Origin of the sequence: Halopseudomonas salina (assembly GCF_014637955.1) — a bacterium.
GTDB lineage: Bacteria > Pseudomonadota > Gammaproteobacteria > Pseudomonadales > Pseudomonadaceae > Halopseudomonas > Halopseudomonas salina.
In genome coordinates, this window is the sequence record NZ_BMFF01000001.1 from 19,008 (window position 1) to 36,272 (window position 17,265).

Annotated in this window: 17 protein-coding genes; 6 read left to right on the forward strand and 11 right to left on the reverse strand. The window is 57.7% G+C overall.

Annotated elements, in window-relative coordinates:
- Nucleotides 1–92: 92 nt before the first annotated feature.
- Nucleotides 93–317: a hypothetical protein gene (locus IEV54_RS00115; protein WP_150277852.1), complete on the reverse strand. Its 225-nt coding sequence runs from the start codon at nucleotides 315–317 to the stop codon at nucleotides 93–95.
- A gap of 307 nt (nucleotides 318–624) precedes the next feature.
- Between IEV54_RS00115 and IEV54_RS00120 the strand changes: the two genes are divergently transcribed.
- Together IEV54_RS00120 and IEV54_RS00125 are read left to right on the forward strand one after the other, a co-directional pair.
- Entirely contained in the window at nucleotides 625–2,892 is a 2,268-nt protein-coding gene (locus IEV54_RS00120) for an ATPase, T2SS/T4P/T4SS family (RefSeq protein ID WP_150277851.1), read from the forward strand.
- Nucleotides 2,889–3,977 (forward strand): ATP-binding protein, encoded by a 1,089-nt coding sequence (locus IEV54_RS00125; RefSeq protein WP_150277850.1) that lies wholly within the window; start codon nucleotides 2,889–2,891, stop codon nucleotides 3,975–3,977. The genes IEV54_RS00120 and IEV54_RS00125 overlap by 4 nt, the downstream gene beginning before the upstream one ends.
- 21 nt (nucleotides 3,978–3,998) lie before the next feature.
- Here the strand turns inward: IEV54_RS00125 and arcC are convergent, their stop codons facing one another.
- The 6 genes from arcC to IEV54_RS00155 all read right to left on the reverse strand — a co-directional run bounded on the left by arcC (nucleotide 3,999) and on the right by IEV54_RS00155 (nucleotide 12,634).
- Nucleotides 3,999–4,904 (reverse strand): carbamate kinase, encoded by a 906-nt coding sequence (gene arcC, locus IEV54_RS00130; RefSeq protein ID WP_150277849.1) that lies wholly within the window; start codon nucleotides 4,902–4,904, stop codon nucleotides 3,999–4,001.
- Nucleotides 4,905–4,919: 15 nt separating this feature from the next.
- Complete coding sequence (gene argF / locus IEV54_RS00135; RefSeq protein ID WP_150277848.1) at nucleotides 4,920–5,921, reverse strand: ornithine carbamoyltransferase; 1,002 nt, start codon at nucleotides 5,919–5,921, stop codon at nucleotides 4,920–4,922.
- A gap of 18 nt (nucleotides 5,922–5,939) precedes the next feature.
- Nucleotides 5,940–7,169: an arginine deiminase gene (locus IEV54_RS00140; RefSeq protein ID WP_150277847.1), complete on the reverse strand. Its 1,230-nt coding sequence runs from the start codon at nucleotides 7,167–7,169 to the stop codon at nucleotides 5,940–5,942.
- A gap of 20 nt (nucleotides 7,170–7,189) precedes the next feature.
- The gene (locus tag IEV54_RS00145) at nucleotides 7,190–8,635 is read right to left on the reverse strand and encodes a YfcC family protein (protein ID WP_150277846.1); all 1,446 of its coding nucleotides are present in this window, start codon (nucleotides 8,633–8,635) and stop codon (nucleotides 7,190–7,192) included.
- Nucleotides 8,636–8,804: 169 nt separating this feature from the next.
- The gene (locus tag IEV54_RS00150; protein WP_223825454.1) at nucleotides 8,805–11,150 is read right to left on the reverse strand and encodes a DUF2309 domain-containing protein; all 2,346 of its coding nucleotides are present in this window, start codon (nucleotides 11,148–11,150) and stop codon (nucleotides 8,805–8,807) included.
- Nucleotides 11,147–12,634: an NADH-quinone oxidoreductase subunit L gene (locus IEV54_RS00155; protein WP_223825453.1), complete on the reverse strand. Its 1,488-nt coding sequence runs from the start codon at nucleotides 12,632–12,634 to the stop codon at nucleotides 11,147–11,149. The genes IEV54_RS00150 and IEV54_RS00155 overlap by 4 nt, the downstream gene beginning before the upstream one ends.
- Nucleotides 12,635–12,740: 106 nt before the next feature.
- Between IEV54_RS00155 and IEV54_RS00160 the strand changes: the two genes are divergently transcribed.
- Nucleotides 12,741–13,601: a LysR family transcriptional regulator gene (locus IEV54_RS00160; RefSeq protein WP_150277845.1), complete on the forward strand. Its 861-nt coding sequence runs from the start codon at nucleotides 12,741–12,743 to the stop codon at nucleotides 13,599–13,601.
- Between the two features lie 35 nt (nucleotides 13,602–13,636).
- Here the strand turns inward: IEV54_RS00160 and IEV54_RS00165 are convergent, their stop codons facing one another.
- Nucleotides 13,637–14,245: a Crp/Fnr family transcriptional regulator gene (locus IEV54_RS00165; protein ID WP_150277844.1), complete on the reverse strand. Its 609-nt coding sequence runs from the start codon at nucleotides 14,243–14,245 to the stop codon at nucleotides 13,637–13,639.
- 128 nt (nucleotides 14,246–14,373) lie between these two features.
- Here IEV54_RS00165 and IEV54_RS00170 point away from each other — a divergent pair, with 128 nt between their 5' ends.
- Together IEV54_RS00170 and IEV54_RS00175 are read left to right on the forward strand one after the other, a co-directional pair.
- Nucleotides 14,374–14,571: a YgaP family membrane protein gene (locus IEV54_RS00170; RefSeq protein ID WP_150277843.1), complete on the forward strand. Its 198-nt coding sequence runs from the start codon at nucleotides 14,374–14,376 to the stop codon at nucleotides 14,569–14,571.
- A 17-nt stretch (nucleotides 14,572–14,588) separates the two neighbouring features.
- Nucleotides 14,589–15,053 (forward strand): DsrE family protein, encoded by a 465-nt coding sequence (locus IEV54_RS00175; RefSeq protein WP_150277842.1) that lies wholly within the window; start codon nucleotides 14,589–14,591, stop codon nucleotides 15,051–15,053.
- A 70-nt stretch (nucleotides 15,054–15,123) separates the two neighbouring features.
- On the opposite strand, the gene IEV54_RS00180 is transcribed toward IEV54_RS00175, so the two are convergent.
- Complete coding sequence (locus IEV54_RS00180; protein ID WP_150277841.1) at nucleotides 15,124–15,666, reverse strand: rhodanese-like domain-containing protein; 543 nt, start codon at nucleotides 15,664–15,666, stop codon at nucleotides 15,124–15,126.
- 122 nt (nucleotides 15,667–15,788) lie between these two features.
- Between IEV54_RS00180 and IEV54_RS00185 the strand changes: the two genes are divergently transcribed.
- A complete protein-coding gene (locus tag IEV54_RS00185; RefSeq protein ID WP_150277840.1) occupies nucleotides 15,789–16,100 on the forward strand; it encodes a YqfO family protein in 312 nt (103 codons plus the stop codon).
- A gap of 53 nt (nucleotides 16,101–16,153) precedes the next feature.
- Here IEV54_RS00185 and IEV54_RS00190 read toward each other — a convergent pair whose 3' ends face one another.
- Together IEV54_RS00190 and IEV54_RS00195 are read right to left on the reverse strand one after the other, a co-directional pair.
- Entirely contained in the window at nucleotides 16,154–16,654 is a 501-nt protein-coding gene (locus tag IEV54_RS00190; protein WP_188434269.1) for a L,D-transpeptidase family protein, read from the reverse strand.
- Nucleotides 16,654–17,211, reverse strand: a complete 558-nt coding sequence (locus IEV54_RS00195; protein WP_150277839.1) for an NUDIX hydrolase — start codon at nucleotides 17,209–17,211, stop codon at nucleotides 16,654–16,656. The genes IEV54_RS00190 and IEV54_RS00195 overlap by 1 nt, the downstream gene beginning before the upstream one ends.
- Nucleotides 17,212–17,265 lie beyond the last annotated feature (54 nt).

Genomic DNA, 17,265 nt, shown 5'->3' on the forward strand with positions numbered 1-17,265 from the left:
GGCAGGCGGAAATCAGAAAAGCCTCCAGTCTGCGAAGACTAGAGGCTTTTCTTTGTGGAAGTCCTGTTATTGACCTCCATCTGCTAACGCAATCAGTTAGTCGAGATTTCGGTCTTTACGCCGTCTTTATCTTCAAACTTGAGGCTCAACCCTTTGTCCTGTTCGGCAGGGGCCTCAATAACGGTGGTGCTCGTTGTGCCGCCACTGCTATCGAATGCGCCGGTGTAAAATAGTACGCCGGCCCCAACAATGAGCAGTCCGACTACAATAATTGCCACGATTGCGACGCTGCTGCCATTAGTTTGGGTGTTTTCCATATGAACCTCGGGATCATCCTGATATCACAGCTTCCTTTGCAGAGTATCGACTCCGCTATGTGCTCAGGTGCCGCAGTATGCGCTTTAATCTGAAAGGACCAAGGGTTATTTCCGGACGGGATGGACAGAGGTCCCAAGCGCTAAAACCGATTCTGTCCGAGGAGTCACTCTGTTCTGGTAGTTCTGGCTGGCAGATTGGTTAAAACATGACTTACGTCGTATTTAAGGCCGTAATTACCGGTTATCTTGGGATTATGAGCCTTCTTGTTCGCTGGTTGATATCCGGCGACGTATAGCGGAGAAAACCGTGAGTACACATAATCCCAAGATCCAGGTTGTCCTGCGGGCGGTTCCCCGGGAAGCTTTCATTGCTTCTTCGGATCTGGCCCAGCATATGTCTGGTCACAGCATTCCTACTCGTTCTGCCTTGCAGCAGATCCTGACTGCGCTGCCTCCCATGGGCAGGAACCAGAGCGTTTTGTACGTGGGTGCGGGGTCTGGTTATGTACCGGCCGCCTTGTCGCATCTGTTTTCCAGGGTCCATGTAGTGGAAAAGGAGGCAGCGATTGCCGATATTGCAGCTACCAATCTGGCCAAGTTCCACATCAAGAACGTAGAGATCAGTATTGCGGATGTGCAATCGGGCTTTCACTTGGACGCCCCCTGCGACTTCATACTCAGTGGCACATTTCTCAAGCATCCCGAGGCGCTTTTGGGCCTGCTCAAGGAAGGTGGAGTGTTAATCAACCTTGAGCCTGAAGAGGGCCGGTCGCCCTCGCTGGTGCAATATCGTCGCCGGGAAGAACAGCTCGAGCGAGCCGGCACGCTGGGCTGGGTCGATTTCAGACGCTCTACGGCCGACGTTCTGATAGACCTGGGTGTCGCCGACGAACAGACCGTATCCAAAGCCCGAGAGGAAGCACTTGCCAGTGGCAAGCCCCTGATGCGGATTTTGCACAGGCTGGTTAATTATGAGGATGCCGAGCTTTATCGTCGACTTGCGGCGCAAAAGCGCAACGTATCCTTTATCGAACTGGAGAAGTTGCTGCCCAGCCTGGACGTGCGGCTTTTTGCGGGTTTCTCGCGGACTTTTCTGGACAAGCACCGCTTGATTCCCGCCTACATGGAAGGCAACGAGCTGGTGGTTGCCAGTGACGACCCGGATGCACGCCTGGATGCGATCGAAAGGCTCACAGAAGGGCATACCACCCGATTGCTGTTGGTAACACCAACCGATTTCCAACGCCTCTGGTCTCATCTGGCTATCACCCTGCGCGGCGACATGCTGGGGCGTACCCACCTTGCCGAAGTTGACGAAGCGGAGGAGGAAGAGGGGCGTGAAGAAGACGCACATAACCGTATCAGCCCCTATCTTGTTTCAATCTATGAGGGAATTCTGCTTGAGGGTGTGACCAACCAGGCAAGCGATATTCACCTGGAGCGCTATGATGATCGCATTCGTATACGCCTGCGTATTGACGGCGAACTGCATGACCTCAACCATTATCGATTGACCCCCGGTGAACTGCTGGGAATTGTCAATGTGATCAAGCTGCGGGCGGAGCTGAATATCGCCGAGCGCCGCCTGCCTCAGGGCGGACGCTCCATGTTGCGCTTTGGCGACGCGTCCTATGATTTGCGGGTGCAGACCCAACCTTCACTGCATGGCGAGCATGTGGTGATTCGTCTGCTACGTCAGACCGGCCGTGCGATGACCATGCAGGAGCTGGGAATGTCGCGCAAGATTTCCGGCCATTATCGCCGGTTGCTGAATAACCCCGCCGGTCTGGTTCTGGTGGTAGGACCGACTGGCTCAGGCAAGTCCACCACGCTGTATGCGGGTCTGCAGGAACTAGCCGATGATGGTCAGCGCAAGGTCATCACGGTGGAGGATCCGATCGAGTATTCCATCGACAACATTCAACAGACGCGGGTGCGGCCTGACATAGGGTTCAGCTTTGCCAATGCCATGCGTGCCTTCGTCCGCCAGGACCCGGACGTGATCCTGGTAGGCGAGATCCGTGACCAGGAAACGGCGCTGGAGGCTATGCGGGCGTCACAAACCGGTCACGTGGTGCTGTCCACGCTGCACTGTAACGACGCGGTGGACTCCCTTCAGCGGCTTTATGACCTGGGTGTGCACCCCAATTCGATTGCCAGTGAGCTGCTTGCGGTTATTGCCCAACGCCTCGCCAAGAGAATCTGCAAGGAGTGTCGTACAGAGGCGAAGCCAGACCCGGTCATCATGGCGGAGTTGTTCCCCGAAGGTGCACCTGCCGGCTTTCGCTGCTATGCCGGAACCGGTTGCCCAGCCTGTAACGGTAAAGGTACACGGGGCAGGGTGGCGGTTGTGGAGTATCTGCACGTGAACCAGGACATTCGCAACGCAATATCCCGTCAGCCGCCCATTGGTGAAATGCGTTGGCTGGCGCTGGATGCAGGCTTGAGCACCATGCGTGATAGCGCCCTTGATCATGTTATCGCCGGCACCATACCCATGTCGGAACTGCCACGAATTCTGCCTGAGGAGCGCATGGCTCCTGAGTCGCGCGGTGGCCGGAGAGAAGCCCAATGAGCAAGTATGAAAACAAGCAACGTCTGCCGGCCGAGGCTGAATATCAAGAAGAGCTGGAGCGCCTCAAGCAGCTTGACGAGCACCCGGTTCCTCCAGGTTGGCGCATGTCTCCGGTTGCGGTGGGCAAGTTCGTCGAGGGTGACAAGAAGCTGGGTATTGAGCGCAAATTTGTGTGTGAGCCCGAGGTGGTTACGCGCGTGGTGATAGCGTTGTGCACCAACCGTGGCGCCCTGCTGGTGGGCGAGCCAGGCACCGCCAAGTCGCTGCTCTCGGAGTTGATTGCCGCTGCCGCCTCGGGCGACTCGTCCCTGATGATTCAAGGGGGGGCAGTCAACAGCGTCAACCAGTTGCTCTATACCTGGAATGAAGCCTTGTTGCGCCAGCATGGGCCCTGTGTCGAGGCACTGGTTCCCAGCCCGCTGCTACGGGCCATGCGTGATGGCAAATTCCTGCGTTTCGAGGAAATTGCGCGTTGCCCTCAGACGTTGCAGGATTCGGTGCTCTCCATTCTGTCGGATCGGGTAATCAGCATTCCCGAGTTGGCTGGGGATGATGGCGTGATCTATGCCAGCGAGGGTTTCAATATCATCGCGACATCCAACAGTGTGGATGAGGGTGTCAACCGCATGAGCGCGGCTCTGAAACGTCGCATGAATTTCGAGCAGGTCAAGCCGATTGCGCGACTCGGCGATGAAATCGACGTGGTGGTTCGACAGACAGAAAAGCTTAATGCCAAGGCAGGTATTACCTTCAAGCCCGATCCCATGGTGCTGGAAGTGCTGGTCACGGTTTTCCATGAGCTGCGCAACGGTCAGTCGATCGCCGGGCGCAGTACTGACCGTTTGGCGGGCTCGGCAATGTCTACCGCCGAGGCAGTAGCTGTGGCCCACGCCATGAGCGTTCACGCCTTTTACTACGCCGACGGGCGTATGACGGTTGAAAGCCTGGTGCATTTCCTTCTCGGGTCCGCTCTGAAAGACAAGCCCGAGGATCGCCGGCGGCTCAGGCACTATTTCGATACGGAAATAGCCGAACGCAGGGGTGATCACTGGAAAGCGCTCTATGCCCAACGCCACCTTCTCTGAGGACTGGATTCTGTCTGCTGATCAGCCGCTTATACAGGTACCTGCCTTGCGTTCCAGGATCGCTAGAGCATCTTCCAGCCGACCGATACCGCTAATGCCTCCATGCTCGGCAAACTCGGCTGCAGCCTCCAGCTTGGGGCCCATCGAGCCGGCTGGCAGATCGAGTTCGCGGGCCTGGGACACCGTCAAAGCCGAAATCGGGCTGGCGCTATCCTTGCCGAAATCCCGGTATATTGCATCCACGTCGGTAAGCAGCAGCAGGGCGTCAGCTCCCAACTGTCGGGCCAGCAGCGCGGTGGCGGCGTCCTTGTCGATGACGGCTTCCACCCCGATCATGCTGCCGTCGTCCCGGCGCAGAACGGGGATGCCGCCGCCCCCAGCGCAGATAATGACTACATTCTGATCCAGTAACAGCTTAAGCACCCGCATGTCGGGTATTTCCAAGGGTTTGGGAGAGGGAACCACCCGCCGCCATTTATCACCGTCCTGGGCTATATGCCAGCCTGCAGCACGGGCCTTGGTTTCGGCTTCTTCCCGCTCGTAAACCGGACCGACGAATTTGGTGGGTTTCTGGAAAGCGGGATCGTTCTTGTCGACCAGTATCTGGGTCAGCAGGGTGGCTACCGGTCGGTCATGATCCAGTGCGTTCTCCAGTTCCTGCTCGATGATATAACCGATCATGCCTTCTGTTTCTGCGCCCAGAACGTCAAGGGGATAGGCTTCGTCTGGCTTGTAGGCTGCGCCCTGCAGGGCCAGCAGGCCGACCTGGGGACCGTTGCCGTGGGTAACCACCAGCCGGTGGCCGGCACGGATGATACCAGCCAGTGACTGAGCGGCAATTTTTACATTGGCACGCTGCGCCTGCGCGGTGAGCGGTTCGCCGCGGCGTAGCAGTGCGTTGCCTCCGAGGGCTGCGACTACGAGCATGTCATCACTCCCTTGTCATGATCCGAGGGTGGCGACGAGTACCGCCTTGATCGTATGCATGCGGTTTTCCGCCTGATCGAACACGATGGATGCGGGGCTTTCGAAAACCTCGTCAGTCACTTCCATGGCATCAATGCCGAACTCTGCCTGTATCTCCTTGCCCAGGGTGGTTTCCGTGTTGTGGAAGGCCGGCAGGCAATGCATGAATCTGGCCCTGGGGTTGCCGGTCTTTGCCATCAACGCTGCGTTGACCTGATAGGGCTGCAGCAGCTTGATGCGCTCGGCCCATTTTTCCTTGGCCTCGCCCATGGAGACCCATACGTCGGTATAGACGAAGTCCACGTCCTTCACGGCGGCATCGATATCGTCGGTAATCATGATTCGTGCGCCGGTGGTTTCGGCGATCGTCTGCGCTTCCTTCTGAATGGCCTCGGCAGGCCAACAGGCTTCGGGAGCGCAAAGGCGCACATCCATCCCCATCTTGGCACCACCGATGAGCAGACTGTCGCCCATATTGTTGGCGGCATCACCTATAAACACAAAGGCTACCTCGCGCAGGGGTTTGTCCACGTTCTCCTGCATGGTCAGAAAGTCGGCCAGTATCTGCGTGGGGTGGAATTCGTTGGTCAGACCGTTATAGACCGGCACTCCGGCGTACTGTGCCAGCTCTTCCACGACTGCCTGGCCGAAACCGCGGTATTCAATGGCGTCGTATACGCGGCCCAGCACCCGGGCGGTGTCCTTTACGGATTCCTTGTGGCCGATATGCGTGCCAGTCGGGCCCAGGTACGTCACCCTGGCACCCTGATCAAAGGCGGCGACTTCAAAACCCACCCGCGTTCGGGTTGAGTTTTTTTCGAAGATCAGGGCGATGTCCTTGCCGCGTAACTGCGGTACTTCGGTGCCCGAGTACTTGGCGGTTTTGAGGTCTGCGGACAGCTTGAGCAGAAACCCGATTTCCCGCGGGGTAAAGTCCCGCAGGGTCAGAAAATGCCGGTTCTTGAGATTGAATGCCATTGCCTTGCTCCTGACTTGTCAGACTGCGTCTCGTATGGTCGGGCAACTCATGCAGCGCCCGCCGCCCCTGCCCCGACCCAGCTCGGCACCGGGTATGGCAAGCACTTCTATGCCTGCCGCTTCGAGGGCGGCATTGGTGTCGTCGTTGCGATCGTAGCCAATAACGACTCCCGGACTCAGGGCAAGCACGTTGTTGCCATCATTCCACTGCTCCCGTTCCCGCTCGGCAGGGGTGTCGCCACCAGTGGCGATGACTTCCAGCGAGCTGTAGCCCATCACATCGGCCACCACATCGAATAACGGGCGGCTGTCCTGCCGGAATGACAGATGCTTGTCCCCTTGGCCGGGCCGCAGGTCATAACAGACCATCTGGTCGGCAACTTCCTTGAAGGTGGTCACCACATTGCCGCCACAGAAAGTAAACACCGTGTCCAGGTGCATGGCTGAGCGGGTCTTGGGAATCTGACAGGCGATCACCCGGTCGGCTGTGCCATTGTCAAAAAGGGCCTTGGCCAGTTGACCGATTGCCTGTGGCGAGGAGCGCTCGCCCATTCCCACCAGTACGGCGCCATTACCCACCGGCATGATGTCTCCGCCTTCCAGCGTGGCCAGGGCGTGGTCCTTGAGCGGATCGCCCCAGTGAACCTTGACCTTGCCGGCGAAGGCTGGATGGAACTGATAGATGGCGCTCATCAGCAGGGTTTCCGGTTTGCGCGCAGCCCAGTACATGGGATTGAGTGTTACGCCCCCGTAGATCCAAGCGCTGTTATCGCGCGTGAACAGAAAGTTGGGTAGCGGCGGCAGTACGAATCCGTATGGCCCCAGATGGTTGCCGAACAAACCGGAGGGGTCGAAGGGCAGATCGCCCACCTCCAGCCCGCCGATCAGAAATTCCGCCAGGGTTCGGCCGGGGAGCTCGTCCATCCAGGCGCGCAGGTCGGAAACCATGCCGACGCCGATATGATCCCAGGTAATACGGTGGTCCAGAATCCAGGCGCGGGCCAGGGGGATATCCAGGGTTTCTGCCAGCAGGTCGTTGACGTCCAGCACCTCTATGCCACGTGCACGCATGACATCGGCGAAAATATCATGGTCTTTCTGCGCCTGTTTGACCCAGAAAACGTCATCAAACAGTAGCGCATCACAGTTCGAGGGCGTCAGTCGCCGGTGGGCGAGCCCCGGCCGGCAAACGATGACCTGCCGCAGGATGCCGGTTTCAGAATGTACGCCCAGGCTATGATCTGTCATGTTGCCTCCGGTTCGGGTTATCAAAGGAACGCGCCAACACTGATCACTACAGTGATGAACACAGTCAGAATCAGCAGCAGAGGCCAGATAAACACCAGCCAGCGATCATAGGACACCCGGCCAATAGCCAGACCACCCACGACCACCGCGAAGGTCGGGTTTATCAGATTAACCAGGCCGTTGGCTGACTGGTAAGCGGTCACTACAAGATCACGGCCCACGTTGGCAAAATCCGCCAGTGGCGCGAGGATTGGCATTGACAGAACAGCGAGACCTGAGGAGGAGGGGACGAAGAAGCTCATGCCCACCTCTATCCAGAACATCAAATTGATAAAGGCCAACTCGGGTAATCCGCCCAGGCTGTTTTCGGCGCTGTGCAGGATAGTGTCAGCAATCATGCCTTGTTCCATGATGACGACGATGCCCCGGGCAAGACCCACTACCAGCGCAACCCCAAGCAGATCACGGGCGCCGTCGACAAAGCTGCCGGTGAGTTTTTTCTCTCCTAGTCGCGAAATCAGGCCAATCACGATGGCCGACCCCAGAAAAAGAGCGCCCATCTGAGCCATCCACCAGCCCTGGGACGAGACGCCCCAGATCATGACCACAAAGGTCAGAGCGAAGATAATCAGGGCGATTTTCTGAATGGCGCTTAGCTCGAAGTTGTCCAGCTCGTCATGGCCTTGCAGAAACAGCTTGCGGTGCGCATCTCTCTGTTTGGCGACCACCGACCGGGACGGGTCGGCCTTGACCCGCTTGGCATAGCGCATGACGTAGGCCGCACAAATGATCAGACCGCCAACCAGCAGCACAAAGCGCAGCATGATGCCGTCGGTGAAAGGAATGTTGGCGGCGTTGGATGCGATAACGGTGGCAAAAGGATTTATGGTGGAGCCTAGTACACCAATGCCGGCACCCACCAGAATGACTGCGACACCGGTGACGGCGTCATAACCGGCTGAAATGATGACGGGGATCAGGATGGCGTAGAACGCGAGCGTCTCCTCCGCCATGCCGTAGGTCGTCCCCCCCAGCGCGAATAGCGTCATGAGGATCGGGATCATCCATATCTCCCGGCCCTCCAGATGGTGCATGGCACTGCGTATGCCGGTATCAATTGCGCCAGTGGCGTTCATTACGCCCAGAAATCCGCCCAGGAACAGAACGAAGAGCGCCACATCTATGGCGTTGGCTGCATAACTGTCGGGGTCGTAGAACCCGGCCGTGGGGGCCAGCATGATGTCGACAAAGCCCTGGGGGCTGGGATCGACGGTCTGGTAGGTGCCTGGCACCGCAACTTCGCGCCCGACTTCCTCATTCATGGATCGCTCATACTGCCCCGCGGGTATGATCCATGTGAGCGCCGCGACCAGAATGATCAGAAGAAAAAGAATGGTATAGGCTGTAGGGAACCGTGATGCCAGGTCGCCTTCAGGGTTTGGTGGGGGCTGCTTTTCCTCGGTCATGAGCTTCTCCTTGCTGGGTGAAGGAATAATCATCCAGACTCAGAGTAGGCCTCATTTTGTGAACCTGACATGACCAGGATCAACCTGATTGCATGTTTCACGTCTTTGTAACCCAGTGTTGACGTCCTGCCCGCCGGGTATGCTGACGGGCAGGTTGTGGGTAGCAGCCTTACTGGGCCTGATCAGGCTCGGCCCACCGATCCTCGAAGAACCGGCAAGCGCCCGCATCGGTCAACTGAAACAGGTATAGCCACTGGTTATCCACCAGCCAGCGCACTTCATCATGGGCTGCAACGATCCTGGCGATGGCTGCGCGAGGGGCATTGACATACACACTCAGCCGCAACGGCTGATGCATCCAGGTCGTGCCGTTGTGCACGGACTGCAGGGGCAGTCCGATGCGCAGGTCCCCGCCGTTGCCCTCGAATACTCCCAGACTGCCACCCACTATGTTATGCAGCGTCTTGTTCCCGGCCCCGTACAGAAAGGGCTCGGTTACCGATGCGTTGTATTGCATGTTGATCCAATTGGTTACAAGCATGGGCGCCGTGAGTATCTGCGTGAGCAGGGCGTTATCAGGGTCGTCACGCCACTGATAATCATGCAGGAAGCTGCGCCCGGCAAGGTCCAGGTGCCGGGTCCTCTCCCTGGGTGCAATGATAAAGCAGGCATTGTTGGCCAGACCCCACTCAGGGCGTACCTGGGACCAGTCCCTGGCTCGCTTTGCCAGAGCCTCAACAACCGGCGCGCCACCAGTGTCCAGGTACCTGGACCGTTCTGTCGCGCATTGTGTTCTGGCCGCCTGCAACCACAGCATGATCTGCTGATCGGGCTGGCCGGCCAGTATCTGAATCTTATCGGTTGTGGTGTTATGCAGCGCTGGAAAAAAACGGCTGTTTACCGGGAGTTCCAATCCCCTGTCGGCCAGGGCCTGGCGAATGGAGGTGTCGTTTAACAACTGCGCAAGCAGACGCACGTTTACCTCGCCGGTTTGCCCGCCGCAGGCGCCACAATCCAGAGCCGAGGCGTGGGGGTTGTTCTGGCAGTCACTGCCATGTCCAACCAGTAACACGCGATTGGCCACCCTTTTATCCAGGCCCATGGCCTTGAGTATCCCCAAAGCCAGATCAGCTTGCGCAGCGGTAGACAAGGGTTGGCCGTCGCGATGCAGATGCAACCGGGTGGCAGGTTTGACTGCGTTGGCCGATGAGCGCCAGCCAAAGGTGTTACGGAGCAAGCCAAGGCTGTAGCCCATGCCCGATGATTCGACCAGGCTGAACCCGCCGTTGGGTGATTTGCCCATGGCCAGCCAACGGCTGTAGAGGCTGGTGGGTGTCGGCTCCTGATAACGCTGGATATCATCTATTACCTGCAGCTGTGGGGCCAGCAGACCCGGAAGTTGCGGCCGGTGATAGGCGCCGCTGTGATAGGCGATGGGCAAGCCGAAAAATCCGGCAAAGCCACGCGTCTCGATTGTCGGGTGCTGGGCCTCAAGCGCCCGCCGCATGATTTCCGAGCGAGTGTCGATACAGAACACAGCCTGCAGCGACGGCGCGTCGGCCGGCGCTGAAGGCGCATTGGCGGTCCCCCGCGGCTTTGTCAACTGGGCTTGCAGCCCGCTCTGATAAACGCGCTCGCTTGCCAACTGCCAGCAGTGCAGGTGTCTGGCGTGGGCGAGATGCGCTGCGCGCTGGCGGTCGGCTTGTGCCAGTTGGCGAGTCCATGCGCCGGTGACCGAGCCCGCCCATTGCCCAGGCTGACGCCACAAAACAAGTTCCCAGGCCAGGCGGGCGGCGAGCAGTTCCAGCAGGGTGTGGTCCAGTGCGCCGTGCATTCCGGCCTGCCAGCTGCGGTAGGCCGCGGTGCTGGCCCAGCCATTGAGGCTCAGAAGCAGCGCGTGGGCGTAGTCGGTCTGCCGCTCCGCTGGCACCATGAGTTCATCCATGGCTACGCTCAGTAGCTCCTGCGCCGTGTCAGGTAAGGCGTCAAATCGCCGGACCAGGTTGGGCTCGCCCATCAGAATCGAAAGGCCGTGATCCCTGCGGGTCTGAGATAGCCAGGCCTGGTAGAACCCAGACTGTTGATCGACGAAATATCGCCCGGCGAACTGGCTGAGTTGATGCTGTATTTCCTCGCGCCAGCTTATCTGCCGAGACAGGTCACGGTGATCATCGAACAGTTGATCGAGATTTTGCCAGGTGGCAGGCCGTACCGGATTCGCTGCAACAAAGTGGGCAACTGGCATCGGCATGCCCTGTTCGGCCAGCACCCTGGCTATGACATCCTGGGGAATGCTCTGGGCCCGGTATGCTTCGGGGTCGAGGAAACAGCGTACACCTGCCAGCCATGACAGCTCGCCGGCGACGACTTCCATCGGCTTATCCCGCATTGCCCACCAGGGATTGACCGCAATCAATTGATCCAGGGGCCAGTTGGGTGCGATGCGTTTGCAGGCGTTGCTCACGGCATCCAGTACCTGAGATGAAGAAGCTTTTTTTTCCGCTGCCATGGTCATGGACGTGTCTCCTTTGCGAGTACGGGGTTTAGCATCGGTGAGGGTTCCGGCAGCCGTGCGGGCCAGAGTCTCAGTGTCAGGCGGGTGGCCCACTCATCTAGGTAGAGTCCGGCGTAGAGGCTGCGATACAGGTCCTGATGCAGGGTGGTGTTGCGACCGAACATCACCAGCCATCCGCCGGCACCCAGGGCGGCAATAACGGTTGCAGTCCAGATCAGTGCCCAGTCACCTGCAGGGCTTGCCGCAGGTTCCAGATGCATTTGTGCGCCGGCTTTGAATACAAGGTGCAAGGCCACCAGGGCAACGATCATGCCCAGTGACAGTAGCCAGCCGCGGCGACGCCACAGACAGCCAAAACCAATACTGTAAAGCGCCAGGAGAAGCCATTCGGCTGCGCTGACTGGCAGGGAAAACCACTGGGTGAGAGTCAGGTAGGCAGTCATGGCGATGAGGCTGCCCAGCATGGCGGTGCGCAGCTTCAGACCGCCGCCGGGCGCCACCCGCGCCATCACTGAATGCTGTACCTGGCTGCCGGAATTCAGGAAGGAATAGGCCTTGTAGCAGGAATGGGCCACCAGATGCAGAATGGCTAGCGCGTAGAGACCCAGTCCAATCTGGAGCAGCATCAGCGCCATTTGAGCCACTGTCGACCAGGCCAGTGCGACCTTGATACTGATGCGTGTGACGGCAACCAGACCCGCAAGCACCAGGCTGGCGCCGGCAACTATCAAAAGTACGCCCGTGGCGACCGCAGCCAGTTCCAGGAGCCCGGCCAGGCGGAGCAGCAGAAACCCGCCCAGATTGACGACGCCTGCATGTAGCAGTGCAGATACCGGGGTGGGCGCTTCCACAACCTGAATAAGCCAGCCATGAAAGGGTAACTGAGCGCATTTGAGTAACGCTGTGATTACCACCAGGACGGCTGCAAACTGCATCGACAGGGGTAACGTATCCAGCTCCCGCCAGATTCCGTCCAGTGCAGTGATCGAGAGTGTCTGGTGCTGCCAGTAGATCAGGCCGATGGCAACAAGCAGGGCGAGATCGGCGAGCCGTGCGAAGACAAATTTCTTGTGCGCGGCCAGTGCAGCCCGCGCACGCTCCGGATAGAACACAAGCAGCTGATGCAGACTCAGGCTGATAGCTACCCAGGCGGTCCAGAGCAAAAGCAGGTTATCTGCCACCACCACAACGAGAACGCTGGCCAGCAGCGCATTGAGCCAACAGTAGAAGCGCGGCTGGCCTGGGTCGCCGGCCAGATACTGTTCGCTGAACCTGGACACGATCCAGCCCAGCCCGGTGACCAGTAGCAACATGATCTCCTGCACGGATGACAGCGTGAGTGTCAGCAGATTGAAGGCGGCGAGTATTGTCACTGCTACTGCCAGCACAAAAGCCGCCAGCGCGCTGGTGCTGCGCCAGAACCTCAGCATGGCAACTACATAGACGAGCGGCACTAGGGCGGTAACAACGATTGTAGATTCCATACGATCATCCTCCGGTGGTCTGAACGGAGTATCGATTGATCAATTCATTCTGTGAAATTCATAATAGGGATGGTAACGTTCTATTTAAAAGAACGCTGGAACGCTCATGAGCAGGCTCAACTACCGTCACCTCTACTACTTCTGGCACGTTGCAACGTCCGGTAATCTCACCCGTTCAGCCGAGCAGCTGCATGTCTCCCAGTCGGCCCTCTCCACTCAGATTCGTAGCCTGGAGGAGAGTCTCGACTGCCAGCTTTTCCTCCGAAGTGGTCGTAAACTGGTACTTACCGAGGCTGGTCAGCAGGCGATGCGTTTTGCCGAGGACATCTTTCATCGGGGCGAAGAACTTGAAGTCCTGCTGCGCCATGGCGTCAGCCTGGCGAACAAACGTTTGCGCATTGGCACTACCAGTCACATGTCACGGAACTTCATCGAGGAGTTCATCGGTCCTGCGATGTACGATTCCGAGGCCAGCATTGCGCTGATATCGGACAACCAGGCCAAACTGTTGAGTGACCTGACCCGGCACCAACTGGACGTGGTTCTGACCAACGCGCACATTGAGGTTAGCGATAACCAGGTATGGCAGATTCATCTTTTGTCTCGCCAGCCGGTCACCATAGTCTGTCCTCCGGCTCTGGCAGCCGCCAGCCTCAAACAGCACCCTTGGGTCTTGCCCAGCCGCAAGCACGGGATACGGGGTGAATTCGACGCCTTCTGTCTGCGTCAGGGGTTCCAGCCGACGATCAAGGCAGAGGTGGATGACATGGCGATGTTGCGATTGATGGCCAGGGACAGCCAGGCTTTTGGTCTGCTTCCCAGGGTCGTGGTGAGGGACGAACTGGCGAATGGCGTTCTGGTCGAGCGGGAGGCGTTGAGCGGAGTGGACGAGCGATTCTACGCCGTCACCGTTGAGCGGGTTTTTCAGCCGGAGTTACTGGATGTACTGTTAAGCCGATATCACTGATCCACATGCAGGTATTCAATAGTCGCCATCAGGCTTCATTTGATACCACTGATTCGACCGCGTGCGAGCACTACGCGTCCCTGTCTTTCAAGTTCTTTTAGCAGGCGACTTACCACTTCACGGGCGGTTCCCAGCTCTTCGGCAATGTCCTGATGCGTGGCATGGATTTCACCCTGGTTGGCCCTGGTGGCGAGCCATTGTTCGAGGCGTTCATCCATCCGCCGGAAAGCCACCTCTTCTACCAGCAGCATCAGGTCGTCCAGACGTAGGCCGTAAGAGGTCATGATTCCGGCCCGGAATGCGGCAGAGGCGGCCATCATTCGGTCAAACAGGCCTCGGGGCAGCATGATTGCTTCGCCGCTTTCTTCCACTACCGCTTCGGCGCGATGTCCGCGTCCGGACATGAGGCAGCCAATCGATAGAGTACATATATCGTTGGCGCCCATCCGGTACAGAACAATGCGGTTGCCTGATACCGCGGTCATCTGCACTTTCACCGAGCCACCCAGTACCAATGGCAGGCCGCCACAGGGATCGCCCGGACTGAAAAGGACCTGGCCGACAGGAAGTGGCATTGTCCGCAGTGTTTTTTCCGCTTCTTGCCTGAGCAAGGGAGGCAAGGTCTCAAGAATGGGGTGCTTCATGGTCGACTTCTGCCCGTCTGGTTATTGGTCAAATCCGCAGCCCTGGTATGTGACTTAGTCACCGTGTTTCCTGACGCATGCTCGCACAATACAACCTCGCACATCGTATAGAGAAGGGAGACACCGTAATGACAGTCAACATGGGAACAGCAGACAGAGTCATCCGGGCCATCGTCGGACTGGTACTTATAGCACTGGTTTTTTTAGGCCCGCAGACGGCCTGGGGCTGGATTGGCCTCATACCGCTGGTCACTGCTTTTATCGGCCTTTGCCCGGCTTATTCACTCTTGGGTATCAAAACCTGCAAGGCCAGATCCGTTCGTTAATCAAGGGAGCTCTTATCATGATCAGATTAAACACAGGTTTGCTGTTGGCCGCCCTGGCTGCAGCCACGTTTGTCCTGCCAGCCCTTGCTGATAATCACCAGAAGACCGCTGATTCTCAGGCGCCAAGCGCCAAGGCCCTGGTGATTCTGTCCGACAGTTCCGTCCAGACTCAGGGCATGGCCATGGTGTTGGGTAATACAATGTCAGACCAGGGCGCAGAGGTGCACGTCCTTTTGTGCGATCAGGCCGGAGATCTGGCCCTCAAGTCATACCAGGGTGTTGCCCTGAAACCAAAGGATCTGACCCCGGGGCAGATGCTGCGACGGCTGATCAAGGAGGGTGCTACGGTCAAGGTATGTGCGCTGTACCTGCCCAATAGTACACACAGCCAGGCGGATCTCCTTGAGGGTGTCAGCGTTGCCACTCCCCCTGAGATGGCCGCGCAGATGCTGGATCCCGCATTTCGTATTTTCAGTTTCTGATACTTAAATCGTTGTCGGGAGGTCGCGCCCCAGTGTGCCCTCCCGCATCTTTGCGCACTTAATGGTGTGATCAAGGACGATGAATTTTTGTTGGGTTGATGTCGGTAGACCATGGCAGGCCTGAATTCATCCAGCCATTGACTACCCGCATTCCCTGCTGAGCACCCTCAGCTGCCTTGTCGCCCTGGAAACCGTTCTCCACATACTTGACGTTGGTGAAGCCCTGTTCCAGAAGAAATTCTGCGCTGGGTTTGCCGCGATCTGAGCCGGACCGGCACATGGTGATAATCAGCGCGCTCTTATCCAGCCCTTTATGAGCCAGCGCCCTCTCGATGCCGGATACAAAATCAGGATTTGCTTTCATGGCAAAGTGCTTCTTGTCCTCCAGAAACTCGTATCGGTCGGCGAGTTTGAAGGGCACGTTGATATCCACTGCATCAGTAAAGCCGACAAACATGATCTCCACTGGGTCTCGCACATCCACGAAGAGGATCTGGTCTGCCTTTTCTTTCGTAACCTGCCAGGTCTGTTCGGGTGTCAGGGCTTCGGTCTGTGCGGCTGAAATCGTTGTAGAGAGTAATGTGACAATAAGACTCAACAATAGATTTTTCATAATGATCTCCGGTTTCGCTTTGCGTATGTTTGAACCATAGCAACCTGAGCGTGTTTCTATTTGATCTGGAGCAAGCGGTTGAGGTGTTTTGATGGCTTCGATCACAGCAAAAGGTAAGCAAAATGTACAAACTGTGTTTTTACGTGCCGGAGTCACATCTCGAAGCCGTGAAGCTGGCGGTATTCGGGGCAGGGGCAGGACATATCGGAAATTACGAGCATTGCTGCTGGCAGACCGGGGGTACGGGGCAATTTCGTCCGATGCCGGGTAGCCAGCCGTTTATTGGCGAGTCTGGTGCGCTTGAGAGAGTAGAAGAGTTCAGGGTCGAGATGGTCTGCGCGGATAAGTCAATTCAAACGGCTATAGCCGCGCTGCGACAGGCACATCCCTACGAGGAGCCGGCATTTGATTGCTGGTTGTTGGCAGAGTTCTAGATTGCCGGCTAGGAGAGTCTGAGGTTCGCGGAGGGCGCTCACGGATTGCAGATTCAAGGTCTGATTTCGACCAAGGTACCGTCGGGTACCAGGTCCCAAATTTCACGCATTTCCGCGTTTGTGAGTGCTATGCAGCCGTTGGTCCAGTCGAGGCCCTCGAAATACCACTCGGGGTATTCTTCGTCTATGGGTGTACCGTGGATCATGATCATACCGCCCGGGTCGACGCCCCGCTTGTAGGCTGCAGTCTGATCTTTCAGGTTGGGATAATCCAGGTGCATGCTGAGGTTGTAGTCGGCGCTTCTGTGACGCCAGTCGATGGTGTAGATCCCCTCGGGAGTGCGCTGATCGCCCACCTCCTGCTTGTGCCCCACAGGTTCGCGACCCAGTGAGATGCGGTAGGCGCGTATGACTTCGCCCTGGCTGATAACCTCCAGTTTTCTTGCGTGCTTGTGTACCAGGACTTTGTCGATGACCGGCTCTGCTGCTGCGGATTGGCCTGAATGAAGCAGCAGTCCCAGCAAAGCAAGCAATAGATAAACGAATGAACGCATCAACCGACCTGACGTGATTGCCCGGGGCGGTAGACAATATCCCGCATGCGGATCGGGTAGTGGCTGTGCTGACGGTCGTGAAAATACTGCTTGAGCGTCTTGCCGACAGTGGGGAAGGCCAATTCGTCCCATGGAATTTCTGACTCGGTGAAGAGTCTGACTTCCAGGCTCTCTTCGCCTGCTGCAAATGCGCGATCAATCAGCTTGCCCCGAAAAAACATGTAAACCTGATTGATGTGCGGCAAATTGAACAGCATATAGAGCTCCTGCTCGCTGACGCGGGCCTGTGCTTCTTCCCAGGTTTCGCGCAGGGCTGCCTCTTCGGTAGTTTCGCCGTTCTCCATGTAGCCGGCTGGCAAGGTCCAGTAACCGACTCGAGGCTCGATGGCTCGGCGACACAGGAGAACCTGTTCTTCATGGATGACCAGGCACCCGGCGACTATGCGCGGATTCTGGTAGTGGATGGTCTCGCAGTGGTTGCAAACGAATCTGGACCGGTTGTCGCCGTCCGGGATGCGCTGGCTGACCTGCTGACCGCAATCGCTGCAGAACTTCATGATTCGCTATCTCGTAAGCCGATATGTTTTGTCCTATCTTGAGGCGCATTTGCC